We start from the raw sequence: 25763 nt of genomic DNA on the forward strand, positions 1-25763 counted from the left end.
ACCCGCGGCGAGGGCGGGCCTTGCGGAGGGTGCGGCGGGTTGAGGGCCGCCGCCGGTGTCAGCAGTCGAGCGCGAGCGCCATCTGGACGGGCTCGGGTTCGGGCTCGGCCGGTGCGGTGGTCTGGGACGATTCGGGGTCGGACGGCTGGCGCACCCGGATGCGGGCGGCCTGAGCGCGTGCGGGTGTTCGGCAGACGATGCGCGGGGCGGCGGGGCGCACGGCCTCTTCGGCGACGATCTTGGCCAGACGCCGCACGTTCTTCGGGGACAGGCCGGTGGCGTGGCGGACCCGCAGGTAGGAGGCCCCGCGGGTGAGCATCTCCATCGCGAGGAGCTCGGCGTGCGCGCGGCTGACGTTGAACTGGGGCCACGGGTCCGCGGGCCTCACCGTGGCCCTGCGCGTCTCCTGCGCCTCGTCCTCGCTGTCAAGGTCGTCGCCGAATTCCTTCTCCAGCTCGCCGGCCAGCTCGGCGGGCGGCTCCTCGGCGAACTCGGCAACCAGCTCTTCGGGTTCGGCCACTAGGCACCTCCCTTGGAGGAGACGAGGTCCGCCTCGACGACGACCCGCTTGGTGTGGCCGTCGGCGGGCCAGCAGGTCACGAGGGTCAGCTTCGCCTTGGTGGGAAGGGTGTTCGGCCGGCCGGGGACTTGGGCGATCACGTTCACGTCGGTCGGCGCGACGGTGCGTACGCGGGTGACGGTGTAGGTGTAGGTGATGCGGTGGGCGGTGGTCACCTGGATCGCGGAGCCGGTCGCGACGCGGTCGATGTCCCGGAATGCCGGGGCGGTGACGCCGGAGCGGTGCCCGGCGAGCGCGAAGTTGCCGACCTGGCCCGGCTGTTCGGTTCCCGGGAAGTGACCAATGCCCGCGCGCAGCTGCTGGGCGCCGACGCCCTCGTACACCGGCTGGGCCCAGTTCCTGCCCAGGGCGGGGATGCGCAGGACCTCGCTGATGCTGCCGCCGGGGCCGCGGGCGTCGGTGCCGCCTACGGCGTGGTCGCCGGACGCGGCCGGGTTGGTGGCGCGCCAGTCGGCGAGGGTCCGGGTGGCGGCATCGCGCGCCTTGCCCGTGGAATCCTCGGCCTTCGTGGCGCCGGGCGTCATGGACGAGGACGAGGTGAGCGGATCGGAAGCGGGTGCCGAGGGCTGAGCGGACGCGGAGGCGCGGCCGCCCTGGTTGTGGCTGGTCTGCGTCCACAGCACGGCGGTCAGGCCGAGGGTGGCGGCCACGGTGGCCGCGACGGCGAGGTGCCGCCGGCGGCGCGAGGGGGACTCACGAGAGAAGGAGGGGGCGTCGTTCTCGGAGGTACGTGTCGTGCGGTGCATGAGTTGAGTCCTGCGGGTAAGAGCGGCCGGGGCCGGGCGGCGCGGTGGTGCCGTGCTGGTGGCTGGTCACCACCGCGCCGTGTCAGCTCTTCGAAGACCGCGATCGGAAGCGGTGGGGGTCAGACGCCGGTCTGCGGCAGGACCTTGAGGGTGACGCGCCTGGGCTTCGGCGTCGGCTGCTCGGGGACCTTGACGTCCTTGACGGTGACGCTGGTCGTCTTGCCGTCGGTGACGGTCACCTTCTGGTCCGCGGCGAGCTGGTAGCCCTCGACGGCCTTCACCTCGTGCACGGTGTAGGTGCCGGCCTCGAGGTCGGCGGCCTGCCAGACGCCCTTGCTGTCGGTCTTGCCCGTGGCGACCGTCGTGCCGGAGGCGTCCTTGATCTCGAACGCCACGCCGCTGAGCGGCGTGCCGGTGCCGGCCGCGGTCTTGGTCACCGTCAGGGCGCCCTTGTCGCGCTTGGTCTGGAGGTGCACCTCGGCCTCGGCGGAGGAGGAGCCGCCGGCCAGGACCAGACGCTGTGCCTTGGCGTTGTTCGGGGTCATCGCGCGCAGCTTGGTGGCGGGCAGCGACTTGGCCAGGGCCTTGAAGTCGACGGTGCCGTCCTTGGCGGGGGTGATGGTCGCGGTGGCCACGCCGTCGGCGTTGGTGGTGACGCTCGCCGCGCCCGCGGCAGCGCCGGAGACGTCGAGGTCGAGCTTGACGCCGGGGACCTTGTGGCCGGAGGCGGCGGTGACGTCCAGCGTGACGGACGTCTTCTCGCCGGCCTTGAGAGGACCGTCCGCCGGTGTGATGTTGATCGTGTAGGGGCCGGCGAACATGGCCGCCTCGTTGATGTAGCCGCTTGCCCACTTCTTCGCCGACGGATCGACATTGGGGTAGCTCAGGCGCTCGAGCGCGCGCTTGCCGTTCGGCAAGGCGTAGGTCGAGCCGGCCTCGAGGTAGGTGTAGACGACCGCGTCGACCGCGGCAGCCTGCTCGTCGTACGTGGTCTGCCCGTACTTGGACAGCACGTAGGCGGCGCGGGCGACGTCCTGGGCGGAGGCGGTCTTGCCGGTCGCCTTCGACGTCCAGGTCGCGAAGGTCTGCGCGGAGCTGTAGCCGCCGGCCGCATCGGGGCCGGCGAGTTCCGGGTCCGCGCAGTAGGCGAGGGCGTCAGCGGCGGGAACGTTGTAGGCGCCGATGTGGGAGGCGTCCGCCGTTCCGGTGCTGTCCGGGATCAGGTATCCCGGCCCCCACCGGTCCGCAGCCGCCGCATGCGGCGCCAGCAGGATGCCCGCACCCAGCGCAGCCGCCGTAGCAAGCACGATCGGATACCGAAACCGGCCAACGGGGTGCGATGGCGGTGGGGAAGATGCAACACTCATGCACGTCTCCGGTAGGGGATATGCCGGGCCCAGTCAGCAGGTTTGCGAGGCCATGAGTGACGGGCCCGGCCCACCAAGTGCTTCTGACCAGCAGAAAGCCGCATGGTGCGGATGGGTATGGGGAACCCGCGCCGATGACGCACAATGTGTGAGCCACCGAGCAAGATCCCGATAGCGCAATCTACGCGGTGTTGTTTCTGCTATCAAGTTGGTAGTTAAGGTTTTGCTCGACACCCCGCCCCGGAGCCCAGGAGTTCGCCATGCCAGCACGCCACTTCGACGGACAGCGTGTTCGCGCGGAGCGGCGGGCGAAAAACCTGACACAGAAGCAGCTGGCCCAGGCCATCGGCCTGAAGACCCACGCACCGGTTGCCTCCTGGGAGTCCGGCAAGTCCTTCCCCGATGGTGAGAAACTGCCCGGGATCGCCGAGGCGCTGGGCAAAGATCTCGACGAGCTGTTCCCGCGGGACGGTGCGCCCACCCTCAGAGACCTGCGAGAGGACGCCGGCTACCCCCAGAACAAGACAGGCCAGCTCATCGGGGTCACCAGTCACATTCCGGTCAGCAACGCCGAACGCGGCATGAAGCGCCTCGATGACGAGTACGTTCCTCGGCTGGCCGAGGCGTACGGGGTGACCGAGCAGCAGCTGCTCGACGCGCAGGACCGCTCTTTCGGAGTGTTCGTCCCCGCGGCCGGCGCGCGCGGGCAGGAGACGACCAGGCCGCGGCCCGAGACGCTGGCGGAGAAGCTGTCCTACCTGGACAAGGAGACGTTCTCCGGCCAGTCCGCTCCGACGGACGCAGACCTCGCGGCGGTCATCAACCGGCGGGCCGGCGCCCCCGTCGTTGCGCCGGCCGACATCGCTGCGCTGCGTGCCGGGAAGGTCACGGAGACGACGCCGGTCATCCGTGAGGGACTGGGCGAGGCCTACGGCGTCTCCCCGATGTTCTTCCAGGACAACGACGAGGTCGCCCTCCAGGTGGTCGAGGGCATCAGCTTCCTGGCGGCCAGAGAGCGCGGTGACATCCTCGGACTCGCCGCCCGAGGCAACGACAGCGGCCTGTCCGGGGCAGCGCTCGCGAAGATCAACGATCTGATCGCCGAGCTCGGCCTGGGGAAGGGCTCCCGCGCCGGCGGCGAAGGCCGTTGACCTGAGAGCTGCGATCAGGGCAGCCTCCCCCTGTAAGCGCCCTCCGCAGTGCGCAGCCGGGCACCCGCCAGGGCGACGGGAAGACGGCGATGAGCGCCACGTCGGTCGACGCGGATCTGGCGGATGGCGTCGGCCGGCCATTGCGCGGACGGCTGTTTTCGGTGCGCCCAAACGCGGTCATGCGCGGGCCAGGTCTCTCGCAGTGTCGAACACGCGTCGGGCCTGCTCGACGGAGATCCGGGCGTACGCGTCCTGCACGCGCAGCAGCCAGGAGGACTCGGCGTCCGTATCGGCGATCGGCTTGCTCGGAAGGCCCGCGGACGCCTGGGGGCTGCGGTCGCCGTCCGCCACCCCGCACAACGCAGCCTTGATCCACAGCGCCTCCGCCATCGGCTGCGGGTCCTCCGACTCGGCGGCCACCTGCTCGGCGACGGGCAGCAGCATCGGCGGAGCGTAGTGCCGCAGCGACTCGACGGCGTCGCCCACGTCTGCCACCCAGCGGTCAAGGCGGACGTAGCCCGGCGTGGACAGCCGGGTCGCCTCGCGCCACCTCGACCCCGGCGGGCTGAAGTTCGTGTCCGGAAAGGCGGCCATCAGATCACGCCACAGCGGGTACAACCGATACAAGGCGCGCCGCAAGGCCCAACGCGACGCCGCGGCCGTGGTTGTGGGCACGCTCGCACCGATCGCGAACAGGAAGAACAGAACGATCTGCAGCAGGTCGGTGCTTTCGGCATACTTCGTGGCGAACTCGTAGTCGTAGTCCACGAAGAAGGCCGACCAGATGAAGAACTCCCGGGTGAAGGCATAGACGACGGCCATTCCCATGGCGATCGTCATCATCAGCAGGCCGGCCCTCAGCAACCGGGTGTCGGCACGCCGGTAGGCGCTGGCCCACTGATAGCCGCAGATGGCCATGCCGGCGGCGAGGTAGACGTAGACGACGGCCATGTAGACCGAGGCGCCCCACTGGCCGCGGTGGTCAACCATGAAGTCGATGCTGGGGTGTTCGCGGTCGACGACGGTGAAGAACAGGACCGTGATCAACACCAGCGCGCCACCGGCGGTCTGCACACTCACGCGGGTCACCCAGCGGGAGACGATGACGTGCCGCGGCGCCTGGTCCCCGTCCGTGTCTCCGTAGTTCGTCACCACGAATCTGCAAACGGCGAGGAGGGCAAGAGCGGCCACGTAGTGCTTTGCCAGGATCGACAGATCGGTGATCTCAGAGTTGTTCAGGTACGACTTCACCGCCGGAGTCTTCAGCCAGAGCGCCGTCGCGAATCCTGCGTAGCAGGCCCACAGGCTGCGTCTGTGGGCGTCACCGTAGATGACGGCGGGCAGGCGCCATACGGCAACCCCGGTCATCACCACGGCGATGGCGTAGGAGAGGAAGGACACAACCACAGGCGGACTCCTGAACGGCTCCTCCGTGCTCCCGGAGGGCATAGCGGATACAGGCCTGCAGCTGAACTGCGGTCTCGAGACGCTCGAGACGGCGCGACTCAGCTGCCTCCCCGCCAGTGAGCTACCGCGCCTGCCGCTGAATGCGTGCGCGACGGTACTGACGGGCCAGGACACGCACTGTGGCTAAACCGGCCGGTCCCGCTTCTCGGTGCAGGAGTCCTCCTCCCGCGCGCCTCACTGCGGCGAGCCGAAGTTCCTGGACAGCGATCAGGGCATCGAGGAACGGCCGTTGTTCGGCCGCGACGAGAGAGGGAAGCACCCGGCATTTCGCGAGCTCGGCCTCGGCGCGGTCCGTCCGCGCCCGCACCAGCCGCTCCAACGCGGGCACGCACGCCTCTGACTTGCTCCGCAGGTCCTCGAACGTCAGGTCGTGCCGGGCCAGCTCCTCCTGCGGAATGCCGATGCGGCCGTTGTCGACATCCTCGGCCAGATCGGCCAGAGCATCGCAGCGCTGCCACCCCGTATGCAGGGCACGGCACGCCCTGACGAACGGATCGTCCGCTCCGGCGTCGGGATCAGGGGCCATGTATGACAGGAAAAGCATCAGACCAGGCAGCGAGTAACGGTCCACGTACGCCTGGAAGTCGCCCTCGGTGTCGAAGCCAGTCCAACTGGCCTCGAGCGGGCAGCCGTCGAGGAAGGTGCGCACACGGGCGGCCATGTGCGGGTGACGGCGTGTTGTGTCCCAGAGGACCTGAAGGGTGCCGTGGGCAGGCGGTTCGCCGCCCTTCAGGGCTGCTGTGGTCTCGGCATCCCAGGAACGGAGGGCCGCATGGCGTGCGTCCACGGCACCTGTGTCGATCAGCTCGTCGGTGGCGTGCATGTAGGCCACCGCAGCGATGACGGGCGGCTGGAGGCGGGCCGGCAGCAGCAGCCGGACCGCAACGTACTCGGGCCGCGCAAACCTTCGCACGATCTTGCGTTGGGCATCGTAGGTCCGGCGCAGACCCGGATCGGTGATTCCGGCTTCGGTGAGGGCCGCGGTCCAGCGGATCACGGCTCTCTTCTCTCCGATCGTTCGGCACGGCGTGTCCGAACCGTCGTCTTGTCCATGAGCGTCCAGGCCGTCCGGGGGCGAGGGCCGCTGACGCTGGAGCGGCTCACCCCAGCAGCCAGACGCCGGCGGCCGCCGCACCGAGCGAGGCGCCCGCCACCGTCTGGGCGACCGTGTGGTACGTGAGAGCGACGCGGGTCCAGCACACCGCGACGACGATGACGTAGCCGAGCAACCACCACGGCGAGTGGAAGACGGCCAGGAGCGCCACCACCGACGAAGCGACCGCCGCGTCGACGCTGATCTTCCAGACGGTGTTGACCGCCAGGAGCACGACAGTCATGCCCCACAGGGCGATCATGGCGTGCTCGATGTCGCCAGGCCCGTTGGCTATCTCCATCACCGTGATGCCGATGCCGATGGACGCCAGGATGACAGCGAAGATCCGCGGCCGCTGGCGCCGGTCCACAACGTGCCGATCGCCCCACGTGCCCCGCCGCCGTTCCCACTGGATGTACTCGGCGGGCACAACGCCCGCGCACAGAGAGGCGAACAGGCCCCAGGCGGCGCCGGCAAGGCTGGCCTGGGTGACGGCGCCGAATCCGGTCAGGCCGGCGAGCAGCATGTTGCGCGGCTGCAGGATGTCGGTGACGGTCTTGGCGGTCTTCGTGCGGGACGGCTGCGGTTCGACGGACACAGGGGCGGTCATGCGGGGGTCAGTTCCTTCGCGGTGTCGAACAGGCGGCGGGCCTGCTCGTCGGAGATCTGGGCGTACGCGTTCTGCACGCGCAGCAGCCAGGAGGACTCAGCGTCAGTATCGGCGATCGGCTTGCTCGGGAGGCCGGCCGACGCCTGGGGGCTGCGCTCTCCAGCCGTCACCGCCTGCAGCGAGGCCTTGATCCACAGGGCCTCCGTCATCGGCTGCGGGTCCTCCGACTCGGCCGCCACCTGCTCGGCGACGGGCAGCAGCATCGGCGGAGCGTAGTGCCGCAGCGACTCGACGGCGTCACCGATGTCGGCCACCCAGCGGTCGACGCGGACGTCACCGGGGGTGGACAGGCGGGTGACCTCACGCCACCGCGCGGCGGGCGGGTTGAAGGTCTTGCCGGGCAGCGCGACCATCAGGTCCCGCCACAGCGGGTACAGCTGGTAAAGGGCACGCCGCGCGCTCCAGCGGGAGGCCGCGGTGTTGGTGGTGGGCACGCTCGCGCCGATCGCGAACAGGAAGAACAGGACGATCTGCATCAGGTCCGTGGTCTCGGCGTACTTCGAGGCGAACTCGTAGTCGTAGTCCACGAAGAAGGCCGACCAGATGAAGAACTCCCGGCTGATGACGTAGGCGACGCCGATGCCCATGGCGATCGTCATCATCAGCAGCCCGGCCCGCAGCAGCCGCGTGTCGGCGCGGCGGTAGGCGCTGGCCCACTGGTAGCCGCAGATGGCGGAGGAGGCACCGAGGTAGATGTAGAAAACGGACATGTAGGCGGAGGCGCCCCACTGGCCGCGGTGGTCGACCATGAAGTCGATGCTGGGGTGGTCGCGGTGCACGGCGGTGAAGAACAAGACGGTCATCACCACCAGGGCGCCAGCGGCGGTCTGGAGGCCTACGCGGGTGACCCAGCGGGAGACGACGACGTGCCGAGGCACCTCGTCTCCCTCCGCCTTTCCGTAGTTCGTCATGACGAACGTGCAGATGGCCAGGATGGCGAGAATGCTGACGTAGTGCTTCGCCAGGATCGACAGATCGGTGACGGCGGAGTTGTTCAGCCACGTCTTCACGGCCGGGCTCTTGAGCCAGAGGGCCGCCGCGAACCCGGCGTAGCAGGCCCACAGGCTGCGTCTGTGGGCGTCGCCGTAGATGACGGCGGGCAGGCGCCACAGGGCAACCCCGGTCATCACGACGGCGATGGCGTAGGAGAGGAAGGACACGATCACAGGCGGACTCCTGGACGTCTACTTGTTGCGGCGGCCGAGTTTCGGCGCGACCGGGTGTGACAGGGAGGCTTCGATGAGGCTGACCATGTCGTCGCCGGTCACCAGCTGGTTGCGGACGATGCGCTTGAGCAGCGAGGCGGACAGCTCGGCTTCTCGTTCTTCGGGAGTGGCGTAGCGGGCGCGGGCCTGGATGAGGACATCGGTTCCAAAGCGCTCGACCAGGTTTCGACGCAGGACCGGAGGTACGTAGCGCTCCATCTCGTCCGCGTTCAGCGTGGTGCCGTGATCGAACCACTCGTGCATGAGCTCGTGGAGCTTGTTGTGGTCGGTCTGGTGCGGGGTCGGGCGGGGCCGGTACAGAATCAGGGTGAACCCGTCGCCTTTCACCCTCAGGCCGCAGGCGGTGCTCAGGTCGGCGCCCTCTTCCTCGACCGGCACGAGAACGATCGAGCGGCCGCGCGCGTCTTCCATGTTCTTGGCGAGTCCCTCCACGGTGAACGGAGCCGGCAGTGGAAGATCAGCGAGCTGCTCCTCGCAGTACTTCCGCAGCCTGGCCTCGGGACCTCGGTGCCAGAACACTGCTACCTCCCCCTTCCCCGCGTGCCCCCAGGCTCGGCCGGGTTCGCCCGCTCCCGTGAGGGCGGCTCCGGCCGAGCGCTGCACGCAGCCGGCCCCTGAGCGACGGGGCTCCGGCGCTGCTGGGATCACGGCTTGTTTCGCTCGGCTTAGAAATTCATATCAAACAAACGTTCGATGAGCGTGTGGCGCCCCGATGTTCACTCACCCGCGAGGGCCCCGCCGGTCTGCGGCGCCCGAGACCAGGGCCGGGTCAGTGGCCCATGGCGGCACCGCCGTCGACATGGATGACCTCACCGTTGATGTAGCCCTGGCCGGCCACGAAGTGGACGACGTCAGCGATCTCCTGCGGCTGCGCAAGCCGGCCAACGGGAATCTGCTGCAGGAGGCGCTCACGCTGCTCGTCCGTCAGCGCCCCGCTCATGTCCGTCTCCGTGAGGCCCGGCGCGACGACGTTGACGGTGATGCCCCGCGGCCCGACCTCGCGCGCGAGGGACCGGGCGAAGCCGATGAGACCGGCCTTGGATGCGGCGTAGTTCGCCTGCCCGCTCTCCCCCCGCAGCGCGACCGCGCTGGAGATGAAGATGATGCGCCCGGAGCGGGCCCGCATCATGCCCTTGATGGCCCGCTTCGCCACGTTGAACGAGCCTGTGAGATTGGTCTCCAGGACGGTCGTGAAGCTCTCGCGCGTCATGCGCAGCAGGAGTTGGTCGTCGGTGATGCCGGCGTTGGCGACCAGGACCTCGACCTGGCCGTGGGCTTCCTCTGCCTCAGCGAAGACCCGGTCCACGTCTTCCGTACTGGTCACGTCGCACGGCACCGCGAGGAACTTCTCGTCCGGAGCCTTCGTGCGGTACGTGCCGACGACCCGGTCGCCCTCGGTCTGGAACTTCCTGGCGATCTCGAGACCGATGCCCCTGCTGGCCCCGGTCACCAGTACGGAACGTCCCTGCATGCTGGCCACTTGCTCCCCGTTTGCTCTAGTTCGTTGTGGCATGCGCCGGGCGCCGAACGACCTCGGTCATATGACCCCCTGCACATGCGTCCATGTACAAAAGCGAACCCGCTGTAGTGTGTCCGAGGCGTAACACAGTGATACCGCTGGTCAGGTCTGCGGCATTCACAGCGAATTGACAGGTTGCGCACCATCGCCCAACGCGAGCGATGAATGTACACGACAAGGAGTGGCGATGCGGCAGAGCCTTCGGGACTCTCTCCCACGCCCGCAAGCCGACGTGCTCGCGACACCTCGGCGCCGGCTCCGCACGCCTCGCACCCCCTACCGCGTTTGCACCCGTCATTCGGATGATCGCCTTCGAGTTCCGGCGCTCATCCTGACCGACGGCTTGCGGGTTATCAACGGGAGTGGAAATACAGGTGATTCCACTCCCCATATTTCTCTCGATGAGCACCGTTGCCGGAGACAGCATGGGGCAAGAAGACATACGCCGAATACTCAAGGCCCGCAGGGCACGCTTGAACCCGGAGGACGTCGGCCTGGAGCCACGTCCGAAGAAGCGCCGCGGGCCGCAAGTGAAGGGACTCACCCAGTTCGACATCGACGTACTGATGCGGCGAGGAGCCGGCACTTACAGCCGGGTCGAATCCGGCCGCCTGACTCCTTCGCGGGAGTACGTGGCCGACCTCGCGAAAGTGCTGCGCCTGGACGAGGCCACCTACATCCACTTGCACTTGGAGTGGTTCCACGAACCTCCGCTCCCGCGGAATCCGGGCCCGGGCAGCCTGCCGCCCGCATGGCAGCGCGTGCTCGACGGCCAGCAGAGCATGGCCTACGTCAATGACGGCTGCTACCGCCTGATCGCCTTCAACCAGGAGTTCGCCAGCATGTTCCCGAGCGGCACCCCGCCCCGGAACACCATGGAGTGGATGCTCCTCAGCGAGGAAGCGCGGGACTTCTGCCTCGTCGACTGGGACACCGCCTGGGGACCGCTCGTCGTGCCCCAATTCCGGGCAGCGCTCGCGGCGTATCCGGAAGACGCCGACCTGCAGTCCATCCAGGCGCGGGTGCTTGAGGACGAGCGGGCCCGACGCCTGTTCGAACAGCCCGAGCGCACCTACATCCACCCGGACGGCGACCGCCGGCCCCTTCACCACGCCAAGCGGGGCCTCGGATTCGCCACCATGATCGTGGCGCAGCCGGTCACGCTTCCCGGCGGCAGATACATGACCGTCCTCTTCGACCCGGCCGACCCGATCGCTGCATGACAAGCCGGCGGTGCCGCGCGAACCGGCCCCGACGCAAACCCTTGGCGCTCTGTGGCGTTCGCCACCGAGCGCCAAGGGCACAACGTCCGTGAGAATGCCGCCCGTGCCTACTCACCTGCCCACCGCACTCGCGCGGCTCTCCGACAACCTCTTCCTCTGGTCCCCGCCGCTCTGTGACACTTGGGGCCTGGCCAACTGCCTGCTCATCTCCGGGCCCAGCGCCATCCTCGTGGACACGCCGTACGACCGCCCCATGAGCCGGGCCCTCCGCGCCGCCGCCGAACAGGTTCTCCCTCACGGCTCCCGCATCGACACCGTGGTGAACACCCACACGAACGGGGACCATTCATACGGAAACGCCTTCTTCCAGGGCTCGGAGATCATCAGCACCCACGCAAGCCTCGAGCACCTGTGCGCCGAACCCACCCCCCAGCAGATGCACCACCTCAGCCAGAACCTCCCCGCTGACGACCCGCTCGGCTGGTACATGGCGCTGCACTTCTCCCGCTTCCAGTACGCCGACACCGAGACCACGCCGCCGACCAAGACCTTCACCGGCACGCTTCAACTGGAAGCCGGGGACACCAAGGTCGAGCTCATCGAAGTGGGGCCGGCGCACACCGCCGGCGACCTCATCGTCCACCTGCCCGAGGACGGCGTCGTATGCGCCGGTGACATCGTCTTCAGCGAAGACCACCCGGTCCACTGGAACGGGCCCCTCGACCACGTGGCCAAGGCGTGCGAGAAGATCCTCAGCCTGGACTGCCCCACCATCGTCCCCGGCCACGGCCCGGTCATGGACCGGACGGGTCTCCGCACCCACCTGGACTACCTGCGCGAGCTCGAAGGCCTCATCCACGAGCGGCACGCCCGCGGCCTGACCGCCCCCGAAGCCGCAGCCGACATCCTCGACAGCGGCTTCCACACGCACCTCGGCCTGTCCGAGCGCATCGTCATTCTCGCCGCGGTGGAGTACCGCCACCTCTCCGGCGACACCAGCAGTCCCGACCTCGTCAGGCTGGCCCGGGGCGCCGCGGAGTGGGCATTCACGCGCCGCGACACCGTCAGCCTGCCGCGGCCTCGAGGAGCGCAGCTGCATACACAGGCCGAATAGCGAGTGTCGCGCGCCACTGCTCCTCAGGAAAAGGGAAGGTAATCTCCCCTCAGTATGCGCATTTCGCATATGACACGTGAACGTTCGGGGGAGAGTATCTGTGGCTTTCGTGAACAGGCCCGGGATCGCCGATGCCGACTACAAAGTGACGACACACGAAATAGTCGAAGCCATACGAAAGGCGTATCCCGGGCATCCTCGGATGGCGGCCATCCAGCGCATCGCCAACAACATCGGCGTCGAGAGCCGCCGCTTCACCCGTCCGTTAGAGGAAGTCACCCGGACCGAGAGCTTCGGGCCGCGTAACGCACGCGCCTACGCCGACGTCTGCCGCCTGGCCGAGACCGCCGCCCGCCGCGCGCTCACTGCAGCCGGCCTCACGCCGGCCGACATCTCCACCATCATCACCTTCCACGCGACCGGACTTGCCATCCCCGGCCTCGACGTCCACCTGGTCAACGCCCTCGAAATGCCGCAGACCGTCCGGCGCGTCCCTATGACCCAACTGGCCTGCGCCGGCGGAGCACAGGCCCTCGGCCTTGCAGCCCAGCTCGCCCGCCCGGGCCAGCCCGTCCTGGTCGCCGGGGCTGAGGCACTCAGCACGGTGTACCAACACTCCGACGCTGAACTCGCCGACATGATCTACAAGCTCCTCTTCGGTGATGGCGGGGCCGCCGCTGTCGTCTCAGCCGAACCTCTCAAGGAACCGGGCCTGTACATCGAGGACACCTGGACCTACCTGCACCGCGACCAGGCCGGCGACAGCACGCACTACTACAAACTCCGAGCGGACTGCACCGGCTACCACTTCGACTCCACACCCGCCGCGGTCAACGCCGTCGCCCAGGTCGCACCCGAGATCCCCTGGATCCACCACGAGGACTGGGCGCCCGAACACGCCTTGATCCACCCAGGCAGCTCCAAAATCCTCGACCTCGTCGTCCAAGCAGACGTGTGCTCAGAGAAGGCGATCCGGCACTCGCGCACCGTGCTCGAGGTGGACGGGAACACGGGCGGCCCCACCGTCCTTCGGATCCTGGAGCGTGTGCACGACGACCCTCCCTCAGTCGGCAGCCTGGGAATCCTCTTCGGTGTCGGCCCTGGATTCTGCGCATCTGCCTCCCTTACCCGATGGACGCCAAGCCCATCTGGTGGCCAACGGCCACGCAGGGAGGCCTGAGAGGTGCCGCCTGCCCAGTTCTGCGGTTCCGTCTGGACTCCCTCGGCTCTGTTCACGTCGCAGGGCAGCGATTCGACAGCAGTTCGGGAGGCACCTCCCGCGCCGGATGTTCGCAAACGCTGTCGAAGGACGTGAACAAAGCCACTGCCTCAAGAGGAGCCATCCGGTCGGCTCGTGGGGTGCTCCGCGGCAGTTTCTGCGGCCTCCCGACCGCGCCCTCCGCCTCACAGCAGCAAGGGCCTTGTGAGAGCTCTCTGGAAATCCCATCCACTCGCGACGAGCCTTCTGTACAGCACGCTGTAGGCGACGGCGCAGCGGTGGTCCCCGGTCCAGTCGCTGAGGGTCTTGCTCTCCCCGAACGCGGCGTACTGCTGGGTGTGCGGGATCTGGCGCGGCCTGCTGGCCGCCGGCGTGAGCAGTTCCTCTGGCTGGACCTCGGCGACGTCGAAGGTGACCAGCGTGCCCCTCGGATTCACTGAGCCGACGAGGTATCCCCCGTAGACCAGCGGCTGGATGGCGCTGCGAAACGCGGGTGCGGCAAGGCCGAACTCTCTCGCGATCGTCGAGGTGCGGGGAAGGAACGTCCCGGGCTGGTAGAGGCCGTCCGCGAGGCGCTGGCGCATCGCGCGTTCGACGAATTCGGGCGTCTGCTTGATGGCCGCCTGTATCGGAATGTCGACGACACGTGCGCCCAGGTGGTGAAGGTGGACCAGGCCTTCCCGGGCGAGACCGCGCAGGGCGGCGGCCACGACGTGCCGGTCCACCCTGTAGCCGCCCTCCAGGTCTCTGGAGGAGTCGAGGATCGTTCCGAGCGGGATGGTGCCACTGGTGATCGCTTCTCGCAGGCCTCGGTATACGCGGTTGGCTTGCCCGGCTCGCTTCGGGCTGAGGAAGTGGGTCTCCTCGTCCAGGAGTTCAGCAGCGTCGTCCACGGTCACGACTCCTCGGAGAGCAGGGCCGACAGCGAGAGCGGATCGGTCAGCAGATGTCCGGTCGGCTCTCGGGTGATCCACCGCATGTGGAGGTCGTTGCTGCGTGCGCTGCGAGGCGGCACCCACACGGCGGGGCCGCTCAGGTAAGCGGCGTACGACGGCCAGGGGCGAAGGTAGGAGCCCGGCGGGACGAAGAAGGTCCAGCAGTCGCCTTCGGCGGCCACAGCACCGCGCCGGGCGCCGAGCTCGCGCAGCTGGTCCAAGGCCGCAGAGGCGTACAGCTGGGGTGCCCGTACGACGTCGAAGCCGTGCCCGGTGTCAACGAGCCGGGCTGACGAGCTACGCCAGGCCGGGCCCAGCAGTGCGTACGCCTCTCGGCCCGGCTCTCCGCCGGGCAGGGTGGGGATCTCCCAGGCCGGTTCCGGGCTGGAGGCGGCGGGCGGCCGTACGAGGGTGCGGAAGAGGGCAGTCACGGAAGCGCCGTTCAGTACAGGAGCCGGTCAAGCGGGCAGGCGTCGGATCCAGCTGACGGGTTGGCGGAGTTCGTCGAGGGTCGGGAGTAAGCCGTCCACGGTCCACACGTGGTTGAAGCGATCCGTGCCGACGGCGGCGATGGCCTGGTCGACGAGAGCGGTGGCGCGGGCCTCCTGTCCGGCCACTCCGAACTCGGGGAGGTAGAGCACCTTCTGGAAGAAGTTCTGTTGGCTGCGACGGTCGTCGCGGTCGACAGGGTGACCGAGTATGAGCGGGGTCGCCTGGTTGCTCGTCCACTGTGCGTGGCCGTGGCTGAAGAGCGTGTTGACGTTCCGGGCGGCCCGGGTCTTCGGCCAGACCGGGCTCGGGACGAGGGTCCCGTCGCAGGCCGCGACCTGCGCCTGTTCGGCGAGCGCCCGGACCAGCAGTTCACACAGCTGGTCGGGGTCGGTCAGGCCCTGCTGCTCCAGGGCCTCCGGTATGAGGAGTGTCGACGGCCGCCCGACGCTGTTCGCGATGAGGGTGTGTTCCGTGCCCATCCCGAATTTGAGCGCCGTCCACCGCTCGGCCCTCGGTAGCGCGATGACGCTCTTCCGCTGCCACTCGGTGAGGTCGAGTCCGGCAGTGTCGCGTTCGACCTGGCGGCGTATGAAGGCGCTCCACGCTGTGGCGAGGCCTTCGACGTCCACGAGCTCGACGGTGACGGTGTCCGGCGCGGGCAGGCCGGTCACCTTCTCCACCGCCGGTATCGCCTGCGTGAGGATGTCTTGGACTTGCTCGGCCAGTTCCTCGCTGCGGGCCGTTTCGTGCTGGACGTACACGTTGATCATGACGGGTCTTCCGGCTGAGGTGGGATGAGAGACGTAAGGGTCAGGCGGTTTGCGGGCGGGCCGCGTGCTGTGCGGACCACTGCGAGCGGTGCGGACCGAGGACGGATTCCGCGAGCCGCTTGAGCTGAAGGTCGTCGGGTCCGGCGGGGGCGTGGATGAGGTCGATGTCGCGGCGGAGCTGTTCGATGAGGCTGCCGGTGTGGGCGGCGTGCCCGCCGTGCAGCTGCTTGGCCTGCTCGGAGGAGGCCGCTCCTGCCCGGTGGGCGGTGAGCTTGGCGTAGTGCAGCCACGGGTCGCACGACGTGCCCTGGTCGAGGAGATAGGCAGAGAAGTAGGCGGCCAGCTCGGCGCTCATCAGGCCGGTCTTCATCTCGGCGATGCGGTGGCCGACGGTGTCCAGGTCGGACAGATGGCCCTTGTAGCGCTTGCGGGTGGAGACCCGCAGGGCCGTCTCCTCCAGCATCCGCTGATGGACACCGAGGGCGACGGCGGCCAGGTTGAGGCGGCCGTAGACGACGGATGCCTTCTGGGCGACGGCGAGCCCGTCACCGATCCTGCCGATGACGTGGGACCTGGGAACGCGGACCTTGCCCAGCCGCAGCGTGTCGACGCTGAAGCCGTGCAGCCCGTTGACGGGGGCCGGGATGATGTCGAGTCCCGGGGTGTTCTTCTCGACGAGGAAGGCGGTCAGGCTGCGGCGCTTGCCGGGCCTGCCGGTGCGGGCGATGACGCAGTGGACGTCTCCAATGCCCGCGTTCCCGACGAGGACCTTCTCGCCGGTGAGGACGTAGTGCTTGCCGCGCCGGCGGGCGGTGGCCTTCATCCCGAGGACGTGGCTGCCCTGTTCGGGGTCGGTCACGGCGATCGTCGGCCAGCAGCGGCCTGCGGCGATCTCCGGCAGCCAGGTGCGCCGCATCTCCGCGCTGCCGTACTCGGCGATGGGGGAGGCGCCCAGGATGGACGCCTGCAGTATCGCTCCGGACGCGGGGCTGACGCGGGATATCGCCTGCAGGATCAGCGTCTTGGCGACGTGGCCCAGGCCGAGGCCGCCCCATTCGGTGCCGATCAGCACGCCGAGCCAACCCGTCTCGGCCAGGACCCGGCGCATCTCGTCGTCCGTGTGCGGGCCGCGCGTCTCCACCTCCGCAGCGAGAGGAGCGATCCGGGTGTCCGTGAAGGTGGTGACCTGCTGCTGGAGACGGAGATGGTCCTCGGTCAGGAACGGGGTGGAGAGGAGGGCGGGCATGGTCGGATCCCCTCTTTCTGGGCAGGGGGCGGAGGTGCGTCCGCTCCGGTGCTGGGCTGAATCGGCGGGGCAGGGCGGTCCGGGATGTCGTCGATCCGGGAAGACAATCTGTCTTCCAGCGGCGTGCTTCTCGTGCCGCGCGATGTTGGTGAAGTGCCGCCGAGGAGCGGGCGGTTAGGGGGTCCGGGTGCGTTCTTCGACGGCGTTGACGAGCAGGTCGCGGTGGTGCTCCATGAAGGCGCGCGAGGGCCGTCCCACGCTGCGAGGACGGGGAATGGGCCCGATGCCGCAGATGGTCCCCCACACCTTGCCGGTGCGCGGGTCGATGAGTGGTGAGCCCTGGTAGGTGCGGATGCCGAACTCGTCGATGACCGGGTTGGTCGCGAACTGGGCGTAGGCCAAGGTGTCGTTGAGGATCAGCGTCCTGCGGTTCTTGACGACGTCGGGGCACCAGCCGTGGGTGAGCTCCGGCATGGTGCGGTCCGCCTGCGGCAGGTCCGTTCCGACGGGGTTGTACAGGCCGACGAAGAGCTGCTGACCCGGCACGACGCCGAACCAGTTGACCATCGCGTAGGGCAGGCCCGACTCGGCGCCGAGTAAGGCCGCGAAGGCGTCGAACGCTCCCACGGGCGGGTTGGCGAGGTCGATGACGTCAGGCAGGAGGGATTCCCAGTCACCTGGCTTGGGCTGCTCCAGCAGAGGTTCGTTGCCGGTTCCGTGAATCATGTCGAGGCTCCTTGGAGTGTCGAGCGGAGAGTGCGTGCGTGCTCGATGGCGAGGTCCATGGCCCGGACGAGGACAGCGGTCGCCGAACTGCCCGTACGGGCGTCGCAGATCATGACCGGCACGCGGTCGGAGAGGCCCAGGGCCACATGGACCTCGTCGGGGCTGTAGTCGTAGGCGTCGGGGAACTGGTTGACCGCGACCAGGAACGGTGTGCCGCGCCGCTCGAAGTAGTCGATGGCGGGGAAGCTGTCGTCCAGGCGGCGGGTGTCGGCGAGGACCACCGCGGCGATGGCCCCTTCGGCCAGCTCGTCCCACATGAACCAGAAGCGGTCCTGCCCGGGAGTACCGAAGATCATCAGCACGGCTTGAGGGAAGGTCCGCCTGCCGAAGTCCATAGCGGCCGTGGTGTGGGACTTCTCGGGCAGCAGGCTGAGGTCGTCGATGCCTTCGGACGCGGAGGTCATCAGAGCATCTGTGCGCAGGGGGGTGATCTCCGAGACGGAGCCGACGAAGGTGGTCTTGCCGACGCCGAAGCCCCCCGCTACGACGATCTTCATCGCGACGAGACCGGCGTCCGTATCAGAGGGTCCTTTGAAGCCCGTCACGGACAGCCTCCAGGAGAGTGACGAAATCATCGGGGGTATGGGTGGTGGGTTTGTCGGCGACGGCCAGCGCGCCGGCATCCATGAGGCGGGACAGCAGAACCTTGGTGATCTGGACGGGAAGGTCCACCAGGGCGGCGATCTCGGCCACCGACGACGGCTGTCCCCGGCACAGGCGGATGGCCTGTTCCGCCTCGGGGATCTGCGATCCCGTCGGCGGCGCCGGGTCATGAGCCGTCAGCAGGGTCTCGACCCTCAGATCCCGGCTCGGCCGGGTCTGGCCGCCGGTCAGGATGAAGTGAGCCGGGCCCTCGGAGGCCTGCCGCGTCCATGACCGACCGGCGAAGCCTGCCATGTCACTGGCCGTCGGTGAGGCCGGATTCGGGTCGTCGAGCTGGCGTCCGCAGGTGACGGTCCATGCTCTTGACCAGCTTCCGCATCTCGAACCCGATGGCTCCTTCGTCCGCTCCCGGGCTGGTCAGGACGCCCAGGGTGCATTCGATGTCGACTGGACGGCGGCCCGGGCCCAGCGGTGTTCCCTCGGGCACGCCCCTGCCGGCGCTCACCACGTACAGCGTCCAGTCCTTGTGCTTGAGCACGCCCAGCTGGAGATCCCGCGCCGTGCCTCCCCTCATATCGGCCATGCCGTTGGTCAGGGCGTACATGCCGCTGATCACCGACGCGACGCGGTCAGCGGTGTCCAGGTCGAAACCCTGCTCCGCGTACTGGCTCTCCTGGCGGGTGTAGGCCAGCTTGAGACCGTCCTGGGCGGCGAGCAGCGCTCCGATCACTCCCGGCACGCCGAGCAGGTCGTTCAGCAGCCATTCCAGGCTCTGGACCCCACCCTGCTGGGGTGTGGTCGTGTTCTGCGTCATCACAAGCTCCGTCTCTTCGTACGGGTCGTGCCACGGCGCGGGGCCGGGCACCGGTGGGGGGTCAGTGGTCAGTGCCGGACGGCCGGGGTCCTGCAGGCGGTTGCGGGGCGGGGGCTACTTCCCGCTCGAAGCCGGCGGTGAAGTTCGCCATGAAATCGGCTGCGACCTCGGGGGCCGGCTCGGGTCCGGTGCGCGCTGCGGGTGCGGGCTGCTGCTGGTCGACGGCTTGCTGTGGCCGCCGGGGTAGATCTGGCCTGTTCACGCCGTGCTGCGGTTGCCCACCCTCGGCCGGTGGCCTGCGCTGCGGGCTGCGGCGAGGAAGGGATCCCGTGCCGGCGGCCGCCACCGGATTAGGGCGCGGGCCGCCGGACGGACGCGGGCCCGGCGAGCTGGGCCGGGGGGCCGCAGGTGTGTTCGCCGCGCGGGACGGCTGCCGTGGGCCGGGCTTTTGCAGCAGGGCCTTGGGGATCACGACGTACGCGGTGGTGCCGTCGAACATGTTCCGCTTGAGCTCGACCTTCACCTGGTAGCGGGCGGCGAGCCGGGAGACCACCAGCAGGCCGGTCTGATGCTCGGCCAGCCGCTCGGCCAGATCGCCCTCCCGAGGAGAGGTCAGGAGCCGGTTGAAGTAGCGGAGTTGTGTGCTGTCCAGGCCCAGCCCGCGGTCCTCGATCTCGACGAGCAGACCAGCCTGAACCTCACTGGCTGTGACGGTCACCTTGTTCTGGGGTGGCGAGTACTTCGTCGCGTTCTCGATCAGCTCGGCGAGCAGATGTATCAGGTCCGGTCCGACACCTCCCGCTGCGATCTGCACATCGAACTTGGGTGTGGGGATCTTCGCCTGGTCGTACCGCTCGACCTCGGCGACCGCGCCGCGTATCAGGTCGAGCAGCCGGATCGGCTCATCAACCACCCGGGCCAGTTGGCCGCCCAGGACAGCGAAGCGGGCTGCATGCCGCCGGATGCGACGCAGCAGGCTGTCGACGTCCAGCAGGTCGTACATGGTCTCGGGGTCCTCGACCGTGGCCTCGCGCTGCGTCACGATCCCCAACGCCCGTACGACCAGCCCGAAAAGGCCGCCTGCGAGGTTGAGGAAGATCTCAGACAGGTCGGAATTGGCCTGCCGACGGCCGACCACGGAGTGCCAGGCGATGGCGTAGGAGCGGTGGAGCGTGGCTTCCAGCTCCCGCCACGGATCGTGCTTGACCGCCTCGTCGTCTGTCGGCACCGCGGGCATGACCGGGGTTTCCCCTCGGGCCAGCTGCTCAAGGGCAAGGCTGAGGTTCTTGCCGCTCTCCGCGGCCATCGCCGTGTAGTACGTGAGCCATTGCTGAGTCCGCTCCTCAACCTCGGCGCGCTGCTGCTCCAGGGCCTGCGCCGTCTGCTTCGCCCAGCGGTCCACGACGGCAGCGACTGCCGCGCACGCCGCTCCAGCGGCCGGCACGGCCCACCAGCCGGGCATCACGCCGGTGGCGTAGGCCGCCGACGCCGCTGCCGCGACGAGGGCCGTGGACGCCCCGGAGGCCAAGGGCAGTAACCGCAGTCGCACCCTGAGGCCCGCCTGCGTGCACAGTGCCTCTGCGCCCGGCGAGCGGCGTCGTCTTCGGCTGCGGCGGTGGCCAGCCGGTGGCGAAGGCATGACAGTTAAAGACATCAAGAACCTCGGGGATCGGCGAGGATGCGCGGGGGGATGGGGTCCGGCAGGAGCGTGGAAGGGCCGCCGGGGCTCGATGATCCGCCACGGGGGAACGACGGACCTCAGCCCCAGCGACCCGGCTACAGGGGCGGCCGGACGGCGCGGACGCAGGGCGGCGGCGTCAACAGCCGGACCACGGTGGTGTCTCCTCGTAGGTGAGTCGTTTCAGGTGAGCCCTGCGGAAGTCCCCGAGTAGCAAGGGGAGTTGCGCGCAGGACCCCGTGCCCGTGACGGGTCACAGCTGTGCGCCGCTCGGCTCGGCCGTGGCGCGCAGAGCGGTCGCCAGGGCCTCCAGTAGATCGCCGCCCGGGATCAGCGGCAGCGGGTCGTGCGTCTGCTCGTGCCACGGTGGGGTGTCCCATCGGGCACCGTGGGAGGGCGGCAGCGCGATCCACTGCTCAGGGCCGGACCGGACCTGAACCTTCGACGGGCTTGTCCCCTCGGGTACCGCGTACCGGCCGGTGGCCGGCAAGACGAGCAGCACAGCGTGGTCCTCGCCCTGCAGAAGGCACGGCACGGTCGTACGGCGGCCGATCCACATCACTACGGAAAGACCGGTCCACTTGGGCAGCACGAGGGCATCGAAGGGGATCGTGGGGGCGATCAGCGCGGCCCCCGGCGACGCATCCAGCTCGGCGGCCACACCGTCCGCGGGGCTGGGGGTCAGCGGTCCGGGCAGCGGGTGTGCTCCGGATCCAGGGCAGGTGTCGGGGTTGCCGCACGTGCAGCCGCCCTTGGGCCTGTGCCTGTGCCCAGGGGCGATCGGCCACCCGAGAATCCTGGTGTACGCGGCACCGCAGGCGGCCGGGTTTCGTGTGTCGATGCGCTGCATGGCAGTCCCTCGCTGTGATGAGTCGTCAGCGACGCACATCACGATGGGCCACGAGAGCGCCTGCGACCCCTCAAAATTTGAGGGGTCGTTTTTCAACTCCTGCCACAGAGCGGGAGTTTGGCGTTAGCGCACCAGTTCCATGCTGCGTACGAGGGAGGACAGTGCCCCCTGCTGCGAGGGAACACCGACTTGGGCCAGGTCTGTGACCAGGGCGCGGGCCATCGGGTCGGAGTGCGTGTAATAGGGGGCCTGGGTAGCCGCCTGCTTCAGCGTTGTCACTGCCGACGGCAGCCGGTTCATGCGGCGCAGGGCTCGCGCCTTGTCGATCTGGTAGTGGACCTGCCGTTCCTTGCTGGGGACTTCGTCCACGGACACGTCAGGCACCTTGGACAGGCCTGCGTCGGGTTCGTTGATCTCGACGCCGACTTCTGCGGCGTGAACGGCGACGGTTCCCCTTCCGAAAACGGTGTGGGCGTCCAGGTCGTACCACTCCGGGCCGAGGCGGTCAGCGTCCTCAAGAGCCGCTTCGACACGGCTCCAGGCGTCCGCTCCCCTGGACCCGCGGGCATGAGCAATCGCGCAGCGCAGGTGGAGCGCGCCCCGCAGCGACAAGACCTCGCTCGCCGGCCGGGGAGCCGTGGCGAGCGGTTCCAGGTCGCGTAGCGCCGCCTCAGCCACGGCGACGGTCTCGGGGAGGCTTGCCTGGTGCAGCAGAGCGCCGCAACGGTCCCAGGCGACTTCGGCCTTCACCATCGGGTCGTCGAGCTGGGTCGCGGCGTTGGCGGCGACCTCGGCGCTGAACCAGGCGAAGTCCGGGTATCCCAGTTGGTTCAGCAGCATCCTGGACGTGCGGGCAGCGTCCACCAAAAGCCGCAGCGCTTCCTCCTTGTCCTGACCTTCGCTGACGAGCAGGGCGGTGTTGAGATCCTCGACCATGCTGGGCAGGAGCATCGCAACCTTGGGCAGGTCCGCGTTCTGACGAGCAGCGTTCGCTTTGCGGGACCTCGTCTTCAGTTGCTCCAGAGGAACCGGGGTCCCCTGCGGGCTCAGTCCTGGGTGGCCGGAGAGGATGAGGCCGGATCGGCGCATGCCGGTGCGCAGGGCGTAGATGTAGGAGTGGGCCAGGTTCCCGCCACCGTTGTGCTGCAGCCGGTAGGGCTGGCCGAGCAGCCAGACCACGTCGACATCGCAGTGGTCCGCGATGGCCGTGATCAGCGAGTACCGGTCGAGGGGAACTCGGCCGCTCTCGACGTTACCCAGCCAGGATTCCGAGCGTCCGAGGAGTCCGGCCAGCTCCTCTTGGGTGAGGCCTTTCGCGTTGCGGGCGACCTTTACGCGAGCACCGATGTGGGTGTCCATTTGGTCGGGCATACTGAAGCTCCGTTTCTGCGTCGACAACAGAACGGTACCGGGGCGCCGCTTCGGTGAGTGCGTTCAGCGGCCCCCGTCTTCGGCGGGGGCCGCTGAACGCAGGCGCAGGCAACCGCCCGCGGTCCGGGCGTAACCCTCCAGCGTTCTGCCGCCGCCCGGTCTCCGAGCCCACGGGCACCGCACGGATCTACGGGCCGAGAGGTGACCGCCTCCCTGGCGCCCGCGGATGGCAGCCATTCAGCGATCGCAAACGCCACTGCGTCGAGCGTCGCTGCTTCATCGCCCACTCGAGGATGGCGGAGGATATCCTTCTGGCACGACAGGTACGGCCGTACACGAAAGCCCGACTCCCCCGGAATGGGCCTGGGGGAGCCGGGCTCTCTGTTGGGCTCTCAGCTGTTGAACGGCCGGTGGCTCGCTTCAGAGACGAACGCGGCGAACGCGGCGAACGCCTTCGGAGTGACCATCAGTACTGAGCCGTTTCGCATTTTGCTGTCACGGATGGCCACGGCGTTGAACGGGGTTCCGGTCAGGTCGGCGGTCTCAACACACTGCGACTCGCTTCCGCCGCTGTACGACGATTTGAACCAGTTGACCCCCCCGAGATCGGTCGCCCTCTGCGGACGCCTCTTCTCTATCGTCACTTCTGATGCAGTCCTTCCAGGTACGTGGTTAGCAGATCCCGTGACTCCTGCACGGGAAGCGCAATGGCCGCGATGGCGTCGAACTCGGCGGTCAGGACTGCGACCTTGTCGGGATCTTCTGTGTGTGATCCGCCCATCGGGTTGTCGACACTTGCCACGGGTGTCCAGGGGTGCCGGAAGGTCAGGATGGTCATGGCGCCGTTGGCGCCGAACGTGGGGTGCGCCGTCAGGGGAACGATCTGGAGCGTCACATGCGGCCGCTCGGACAAGTCGAGTAGTCGCTGCAGCTGGTCGCGCATGATGCTCGGTCCTGACTCGAAGCGAGCATGGAACGCGGACTCGGGTACGAGGGCGTGCACGGCGACCGGCTCCTCGTCCCGGGTCAAGATCTCCTGCCGGGCCAGACGGACGTGCACCAGCATCTCGGCGCGTTCGGCGCTGACCGTGGTAGGCGCGCGTGTGATCATCTCCCGGACGAAGCCGGGTGATTGGAGCGGACCCGGGATCACAACGGGATGCTGGATACGCATCGTCTTGGCCTTGGCTTCCAGCTGGATGAAGTCGTAGTACTCCTTGCCGATGCGGTCGGCGTAGGCAGCCCACCAGCCGTCGCCTGCGCGCTCTTCCGCCACTCGTGCGACCTCGTCAACACCGTCGGGGTCGTCGATTCCGTACTTTGCGCAGAGTGTGCGGACCTCGTCGGCCGTGACGCGATAGACGCCCCTCTCGATGCGGCTGAGTCGCGGGCCAGGCCAGTTCATCATCCGAGCCGCGTCCCCGGCGGGCATGTCTCCGCGGTAGCGGACCAGCTGGGCGCCAACTCGACGTCTCCACACCGGCGGTGTCGGTCGCTTCTGCGTCATGGACGCAGTTTGGCACGCCGGAGGCGCACCTGACGATGCGGCCGACTCCAGTCATGCGCCTTTTGCGAATTCGAGCGACCATGTTGCGAACTCGACAGCAAAAGGCGCACCCTTAGAGCCCGGCGGCAGCTGACCGTGAGTCACATCGGCATCAGTCGTGACGCTGTGTTATGCCTGCCGTCTTTCGGAGCGGCCCCTCCGGGCCGGCGGTCTTCGCCCCTTATCCCCCGCTGGGGCGAAGACCGTCTCCCCCTCACTGACAGAGAGACCAGAGCCGAGGCCAGTCATGAAGGCGAGCCAGAGCACCATCAGGACCTCACGAGTTGCCCCCGACTGGATGGACCGTGACAACGCGCTGGAGCAATCCCTTCGGCCCGGAGTCTGGGTGGGGACGGACCCCAACGCGCGCTTGATGCGGATACGTCAGGAGCACCTGCGGCAGGCGCTGGCGTGCCTGATGAGTGTGGGCCGGATGCCGCGGGTCTGTGTCTACGGGCTGGCTGTCAACGGGCAGATCCCACATCGGTCGCTCGCCGCGGCAGAAGCGTACGCCGCGGGCATGGGATGGCTTCTGAGCGGTTCGCGGACCTACGTGGACGAGGCTGAGCTAGCGGGACCCTCGGATCGTCCTACTTGGACCTTGGTGAAGAGCCGCATCCGATCAGGGTTCGCTGATGGGGTCGTTGTCCTCACGAGGTCGTTGATCAGCAGGCAGGACGAAGCGTACGAGCGTGAGCTGATCGAGGTGGCCGAAGGACGGGGCTTTGTCGCGCTCGTGCACCCGGAACTTGAGGTCCGTGGGTTGTGCCCAGGGCGCACGATCCGCTGTGGCGGTCAGCTGTGACGGGGACGCGCGCTGGCGTCGAGCCAGTACTTGGCAAGCATCTCGCCCGGCCAGGACGGCTGCGTGAGCTTGCCCTGCGGAAGCATCTCCTTGAACACGGCGACCAAGTCGATGACCGGTGTGCCGGCGTCAGCGTCCAGCTCGGCAACGTAGAGATCAGGGCCGTCAACGCGGAGCAGACGCGGGAACGACGTTGCGATGCGTGCAGGGCGCCGGTGGTTGTGGTGGACGTAGGTTCCGGTTTTTGGCCAGGACGGATTGTCGCGGGGACTACGAGCGTGAAGGGCGACGTCCTGGGGGGATCCCTCATGGAAGTACCAGGTCACCTGCAGGTGCGAGAACTCCTCGATCCCGTTCAGAGCTTCGGCGCTGTAGTAGGCCGGGCGAAGACGGATGATCGACTCCACGCCCCCCTTGTAGTCGTCGAGGCGTCCGGTGTGACCGCCGACGACGTCGGCCACGACGGGTACCTCAATGGACTCGAGCACAGGT

The 25763-nt window shown here is 68.4% G+C and carries 27 protein-coding genes; 4 read left to right on the forward strand and 23 right to left on the reverse strand.

Going from position 1 to position 25763, the window contains the following annotated elements; genetic code table 11:
- Window positions 1–58: 58 nt before the first annotated feature.
- The 3 genes from ACWD5D_RS11845 to ACWD5D_RS11855 form a co-directional block, all read right to left on the reverse strand.
- Entirely contained in the window at window positions 59–520 is a 462-nt protein-coding gene (locus ACWD5D_RS11845) for a hypothetical protein (protein ID WP_450704908.1), read from the reverse strand.
- Window positions 520–1326 (reverse strand): sortase, encoded by an 807-nt coding sequence (locus tag ACWD5D_RS11850; protein WP_450704909.1) that lies wholly within the window; start codon window positions 1324–1326, stop codon window positions 520–522. The genes ACWD5D_RS11845 and ACWD5D_RS11850 overlap by 1 nt, the downstream gene beginning before the upstream one ends.
- Before the next feature lie 119 nt (window positions 1327–1445).
- Window positions 1446–2633, reverse strand: a complete 1188-nt coding sequence (locus ACWD5D_RS11855) for a SpaA isopeptide-forming pilin-related protein (RefSeq protein WP_450704910.1) — start codon at window positions 2631–2633, stop codon at window positions 1446–1448.
- A 320-nt stretch (window positions 2634–2953) separates the two neighbouring features.
- Here ACWD5D_RS11855 and ACWD5D_RS11860 point away from each other — a divergent pair, with 320 nt between their 5' ends.
- Window positions 2954–3844, forward strand: a complete 891-nt coding sequence (locus tag ACWD5D_RS11860) for a helix-turn-helix domain-containing protein (protein WP_451372607.1) — start codon at window positions 2954–2956, stop codon at window positions 3842–3844.
- Window positions 3845–4021: 177 nt separating this feature from the next.
- Here ACWD5D_RS11860 and ACWD5D_RS11865 read toward each other — a convergent pair whose 3' ends face one another.
- The 6 genes from ACWD5D_RS11865 to fabG all read right to left on the reverse strand — a co-directional run bounded on the left by ACWD5D_RS11865 (window position 4022) and on the right by fabG (window position 9771).
- Window positions 4022–5251, reverse strand: coding sequence for an MAB_1171c family putative transporter (locus ACWD5D_RS11865; protein WP_450704912.1), 1230 nt, complete (start codon window positions 5249–5251; stop codon window positions 4022–4024).
- 121 nt (window positions 5252–5372) lie between these two features.
- Window positions 5373–6308, reverse strand: a complete 936-nt coding sequence (locus ACWD5D_RS11870; protein ID WP_450704913.1) for a squalene/phytoene synthase family protein — start codon at window positions 6306–6308, stop codon at window positions 5373–5375.
- A 103-nt stretch (window positions 6309–6411) separates the two neighbouring features.
- On the reverse strand, window positions 6412–7014 hold the full coding sequence (locus ACWD5D_RS11875; RefSeq protein WP_432137231.1) for a hypothetical protein: 603 nt from the start codon (window positions 7012–7014) through the stop codon (window positions 6412–6414).
- On the reverse strand, window positions 7011–8240 hold the full coding sequence (locus ACWD5D_RS11880; RefSeq protein ID WP_450704914.1) for an MAB_1171c family putative transporter: 1230 nt from the start codon (window positions 8238–8240) through the stop codon (window positions 7011–7013). Before ACWD5D_RS11880 ends, ACWD5D_RS11875 begins: the two co-directional genes overlap by 4 nt.
- Before the next feature lie 18 nt (window positions 8241–8258).
- On the reverse strand, window positions 8259–8819 hold the full coding sequence (locus tag ACWD5D_RS11885; RefSeq protein WP_432137233.1) for a hypothetical protein: 561 nt from the start codon (window positions 8817–8819) through the stop codon (window positions 8259–8261).
- 250 nt (window positions 8820–9069) lie between these two features.
- Window positions 9070–9771, reverse strand: a complete 702-nt coding sequence (gene fabG, locus ACWD5D_RS11890) for a 3-oxoacyl-ACP reductase FabG (protein WP_432137234.1) — start codon at window positions 9769–9771, stop codon at window positions 9070–9072.
- Window positions 9772–10220: 449 nt separating this feature from the next.
- Here fabG and ACWD5D_RS11895 point away from each other — a divergent pair, with 449 nt between their 5' ends.
- From ACWD5D_RS11895 to ACWD5D_RS11905, 3 genes are all read left to right on the forward strand, one after another.
- Complete coding sequence (locus ACWD5D_RS11895; RefSeq protein WP_450704915.1) at window positions 10221–11042, forward strand: MmyB family transcriptional regulator; 822 nt, start codon at window positions 10221–10223, stop codon at window positions 11040–11042.
- Window positions 11043–11145: 103 nt separating this feature from the next.
- On the forward strand, window positions 11146–12156 hold the full coding sequence (locus ACWD5D_RS11900) for an MBL fold metallo-hydrolase (protein ID WP_450704916.1): 1011 nt from the start codon (window positions 11146–11148) through the stop codon (window positions 12154–12156).
- 145 nt (window positions 12157–12301) lie between these two features.
- Complete coding sequence (locus ACWD5D_RS11905) at window positions 12302–13336, forward strand: PhlD (protein WP_450704996.1); 1035 nt, start codon at window positions 12302–12304, stop codon at window positions 13334–13336.
- Window positions 13337–13560: 224 nt separating this feature from the next.
- Here ACWD5D_RS11905 and ACWD5D_RS11910 read toward each other — a convergent pair whose 3' ends face one another.
- The 14 genes from ACWD5D_RS11910 to ACWD5D_RS11975 all read right to left on the reverse strand — a co-directional run bounded on the left by ACWD5D_RS11910 (window position 13561) and on the right by ACWD5D_RS11975 (window position 25732).
- Window positions 13561–14268: a GntR family transcriptional regulator gene (locus ACWD5D_RS11910; RefSeq protein WP_450704917.1), complete on the reverse strand. Its 708-nt coding sequence runs from the start codon at window positions 14266–14268 to the stop codon at window positions 13561–13563.
- Between the two features lie 2 nt (window positions 14269–14270).
- Window positions 14271–14741 carry a hypothetical protein gene (locus ACWD5D_RS11915; protein ID WP_450704918.1) on the reverse strand — a complete coding sequence of 157 codons (471 nt, stop codon included), beginning with the start codon at window positions 14739–14741 and terminating at the stop codon, window positions 14271–14273.
- A 27-nt stretch (window positions 14742–14768) separates the two neighbouring features.
- The gene (locus ACWD5D_RS11920) at window positions 14769–15572 is read right to left on the reverse strand and encodes a zinc-dependent metalloprotease (RefSeq protein ID WP_450704919.1); all 804 of its coding nucleotides are present in this window, start codon (window positions 15570–15572) and stop codon (window positions 14769–14771) included.
- A 40-nt stretch (window positions 15573–15612) separates the two neighbouring features.
- Complete coding sequence (locus tag ACWD5D_RS11925; protein ID WP_450704920.1) at window positions 15613–16818, reverse strand: acyl-CoA dehydrogenase family protein; 1206 nt, start codon at window positions 16816–16818, stop codon at window positions 15613–15615.
- A 174-nt stretch (window positions 16819–16992) separates the two neighbouring features.
- On the reverse strand, window positions 16993–17544 hold the full coding sequence (locus ACWD5D_RS11930; RefSeq protein ID WP_432137242.1) for a GAF domain-containing protein: 552 nt from the start codon (window positions 17542–17544) through the stop codon (window positions 16993–16995).
- Window positions 17541–18101 carry a GTP-binding protein gene (locus tag ACWD5D_RS11935; protein WP_432137243.1) on the reverse strand — a complete coding sequence of 187 codons (561 nt, stop codon included), beginning with the start codon at window positions 18099–18101 and terminating at the stop codon, window positions 17541–17543. The genes ACWD5D_RS11930 and ACWD5D_RS11935 overlap by 4 nt, the downstream gene beginning before the upstream one ends.
- Window positions 18102–18123: 22 nt before the next feature.
- A complete protein-coding gene (locus tag ACWD5D_RS11940) occupies window positions 18124–18501 on the reverse strand; it encodes a DUF742 domain-containing protein (protein WP_351221590.1) in 378 nt (125 codons plus the stop codon).
- Window position 18502: 1 nt separating this feature from the next.
- Window positions 18503–19021 (reverse strand): roadblock/LC7 domain-containing protein, encoded by a 519-nt coding sequence (locus ACWD5D_RS11945; RefSeq protein ID WP_432137245.1) that lies wholly within the window; start codon window positions 19019–19021, stop codon window positions 18503–18505.
- A gap of 61 nt (window positions 19022–19082) precedes the next feature.
- Window positions 19083–20570 carry an ATP-binding protein gene (locus tag ACWD5D_RS11950; protein ID WP_450704921.1) on the reverse strand — a complete coding sequence of 496 codons (1488 nt, stop codon included), beginning with the start codon at window positions 20568–20570 and terminating at the stop codon, window positions 19083–19085.
- Between the two features lie 382 nt (window positions 20571–20952).
- Window positions 20953–21549, reverse strand: a complete 597-nt coding sequence (locus ACWD5D_RS11955) for a hypothetical protein (protein ID WP_432137247.1) — start codon at window positions 21547–21549, stop codon at window positions 20953–20955.
- 123 nt (window positions 21550–21672) lie between these two features.
- Window positions 21673–22920: a helix-turn-helix domain-containing protein gene (locus ACWD5D_RS11960; protein ID WP_450704922.1), complete on the reverse strand. Its 1248-nt coding sequence runs from the start codon at window positions 22918–22920 to the stop codon at window positions 21673–21675.
- Window positions 22921–23312: 392 nt separating this feature from the next.
- Window positions 23313–23564, reverse strand: coding sequence for a DUF397 domain-containing protein (locus ACWD5D_RS11965; RefSeq protein WP_432137249.1), 252 nt, complete (start codon window positions 23562–23564; stop codon window positions 23313–23315).
- Entirely contained in the window at window positions 23561–24352 is a 792-nt protein-coding gene (locus ACWD5D_RS11970; protein ID WP_451372608.1) for a helix-turn-helix domain-containing protein, read from the reverse strand. Before ACWD5D_RS11970 ends, ACWD5D_RS11965 begins: the two co-directional genes overlap by 4 nt.
- Window positions 24353–25261: 909 nt before the next feature.
- Complete coding sequence (locus ACWD5D_RS11975) at window positions 25262–25732, reverse strand: TrmO family methyltransferase domain-containing protein (protein WP_432137251.1); 471 nt, start codon at window positions 25730–25732, stop codon at window positions 25262–25264.
- Window positions 25733–25763: the final 31 nt, after the last annotated feature.

The organism is Streptomyces sp. NPDC002520, from assembly GCF_053595235.1.

Bases quoted from the DNA above. Each gene is read 5' to 3' on its own strand.
- ACWD5D_RS11860 (WP_451372607.1), top strand. From the start codon at position 2,954: ATGCCAGCACGCCACTTCGACGGACAGCGTGTTCGCGCGGAGCGGCGG.
- ACWD5D_RS11850 (WP_450704909.1), bottom strand. From the start codon at position 1,326: ATGCACCGCACGACACGTACCTCCGAGAACGACGCCCCCTCCTTCTCT.
- ACWD5D_RS11960 (WP_450704922.1), bottom strand. From the start codon at position 22,920: ATGCCCGACCAAATGGACACCCACATCGGTGCTCGCGTAAAGGTCGCC.
- ACWD5D_RS11875 (WP_432137231.1), bottom strand. From the start codon at position 7,014: ATGACCGCCCCTGTGTCCGTCGAACCGCAGCCGTCCCGCACGAAGACC.
- ACWD5D_RS11970 (WP_451372608.1), bottom strand. From the start codon at position 24,352: ATGCCCGCCGGGGACGCGGCTCGGATGATGAACTGGCCTGGCCCGCGA.
- ACWD5D_RS11930 (WP_432137242.1), bottom strand. From the start codon at position 17,544: ATGATTCACGGAACCGGCAACGAACCTCTGCTGGAGCAGCCCAAGCCA.
- ACWD5D_RS11920 (WP_450704919.1), bottom strand. From the start codon at position 15,572: ATGATCAACGTGTACGTCCAGCACGAAACGGCCCGCAGCGAGGAACTG.
- ACWD5D_RS11935 (WP_432137243.1), bottom strand. From the start codon at position 18,101: ATGAAGATCGTCGTAGCGGGGGGCTTCGGCGTCGGCAAGACCACCTTC.
- ACWD5D_RS11940 (WP_351221590.1), bottom strand. From the start codon at position 18,501: ATGGCAGGCTTCGCCGGTCGGTCATGGACGCGGCAGGCCTCCGAGGGC.
- ACWD5D_RS11955 (WP_432137247.1), bottom strand. From the start codon at position 21,549: ATGCAGCGCATCGACACACGAAACCCGGCCGCCTGCGGTGCCGCGTAC.
- ACWD5D_RS11895 (WP_450704915.1), top strand. From the start codon at position 10,221: ATGAGCACCGTTGCCGGAGACAGCATGGGGCAAGAAGACATACGCCGA.
- ACWD5D_RS11945 (WP_432137245.1), bottom strand. From the start codon at position 19,021: ATGACGCAGAACACGACCACACCCCAGCAGGGTGGGGTCCAGAGCCTG.
- ACWD5D_RS11925 (WP_450704920.1), bottom strand. From the start codon at position 16,818: ATGCCCGCCCTCCTCTCCACCCCGTTCCTGACCGAGGACCATCTCCGT.
- fabG (WP_432137234.1), bottom strand. From the start codon at position 9,771: ATGCAGGGACGTTCCGTACTGGTGACCGGGGCCAGCAGGGGCATCGGT.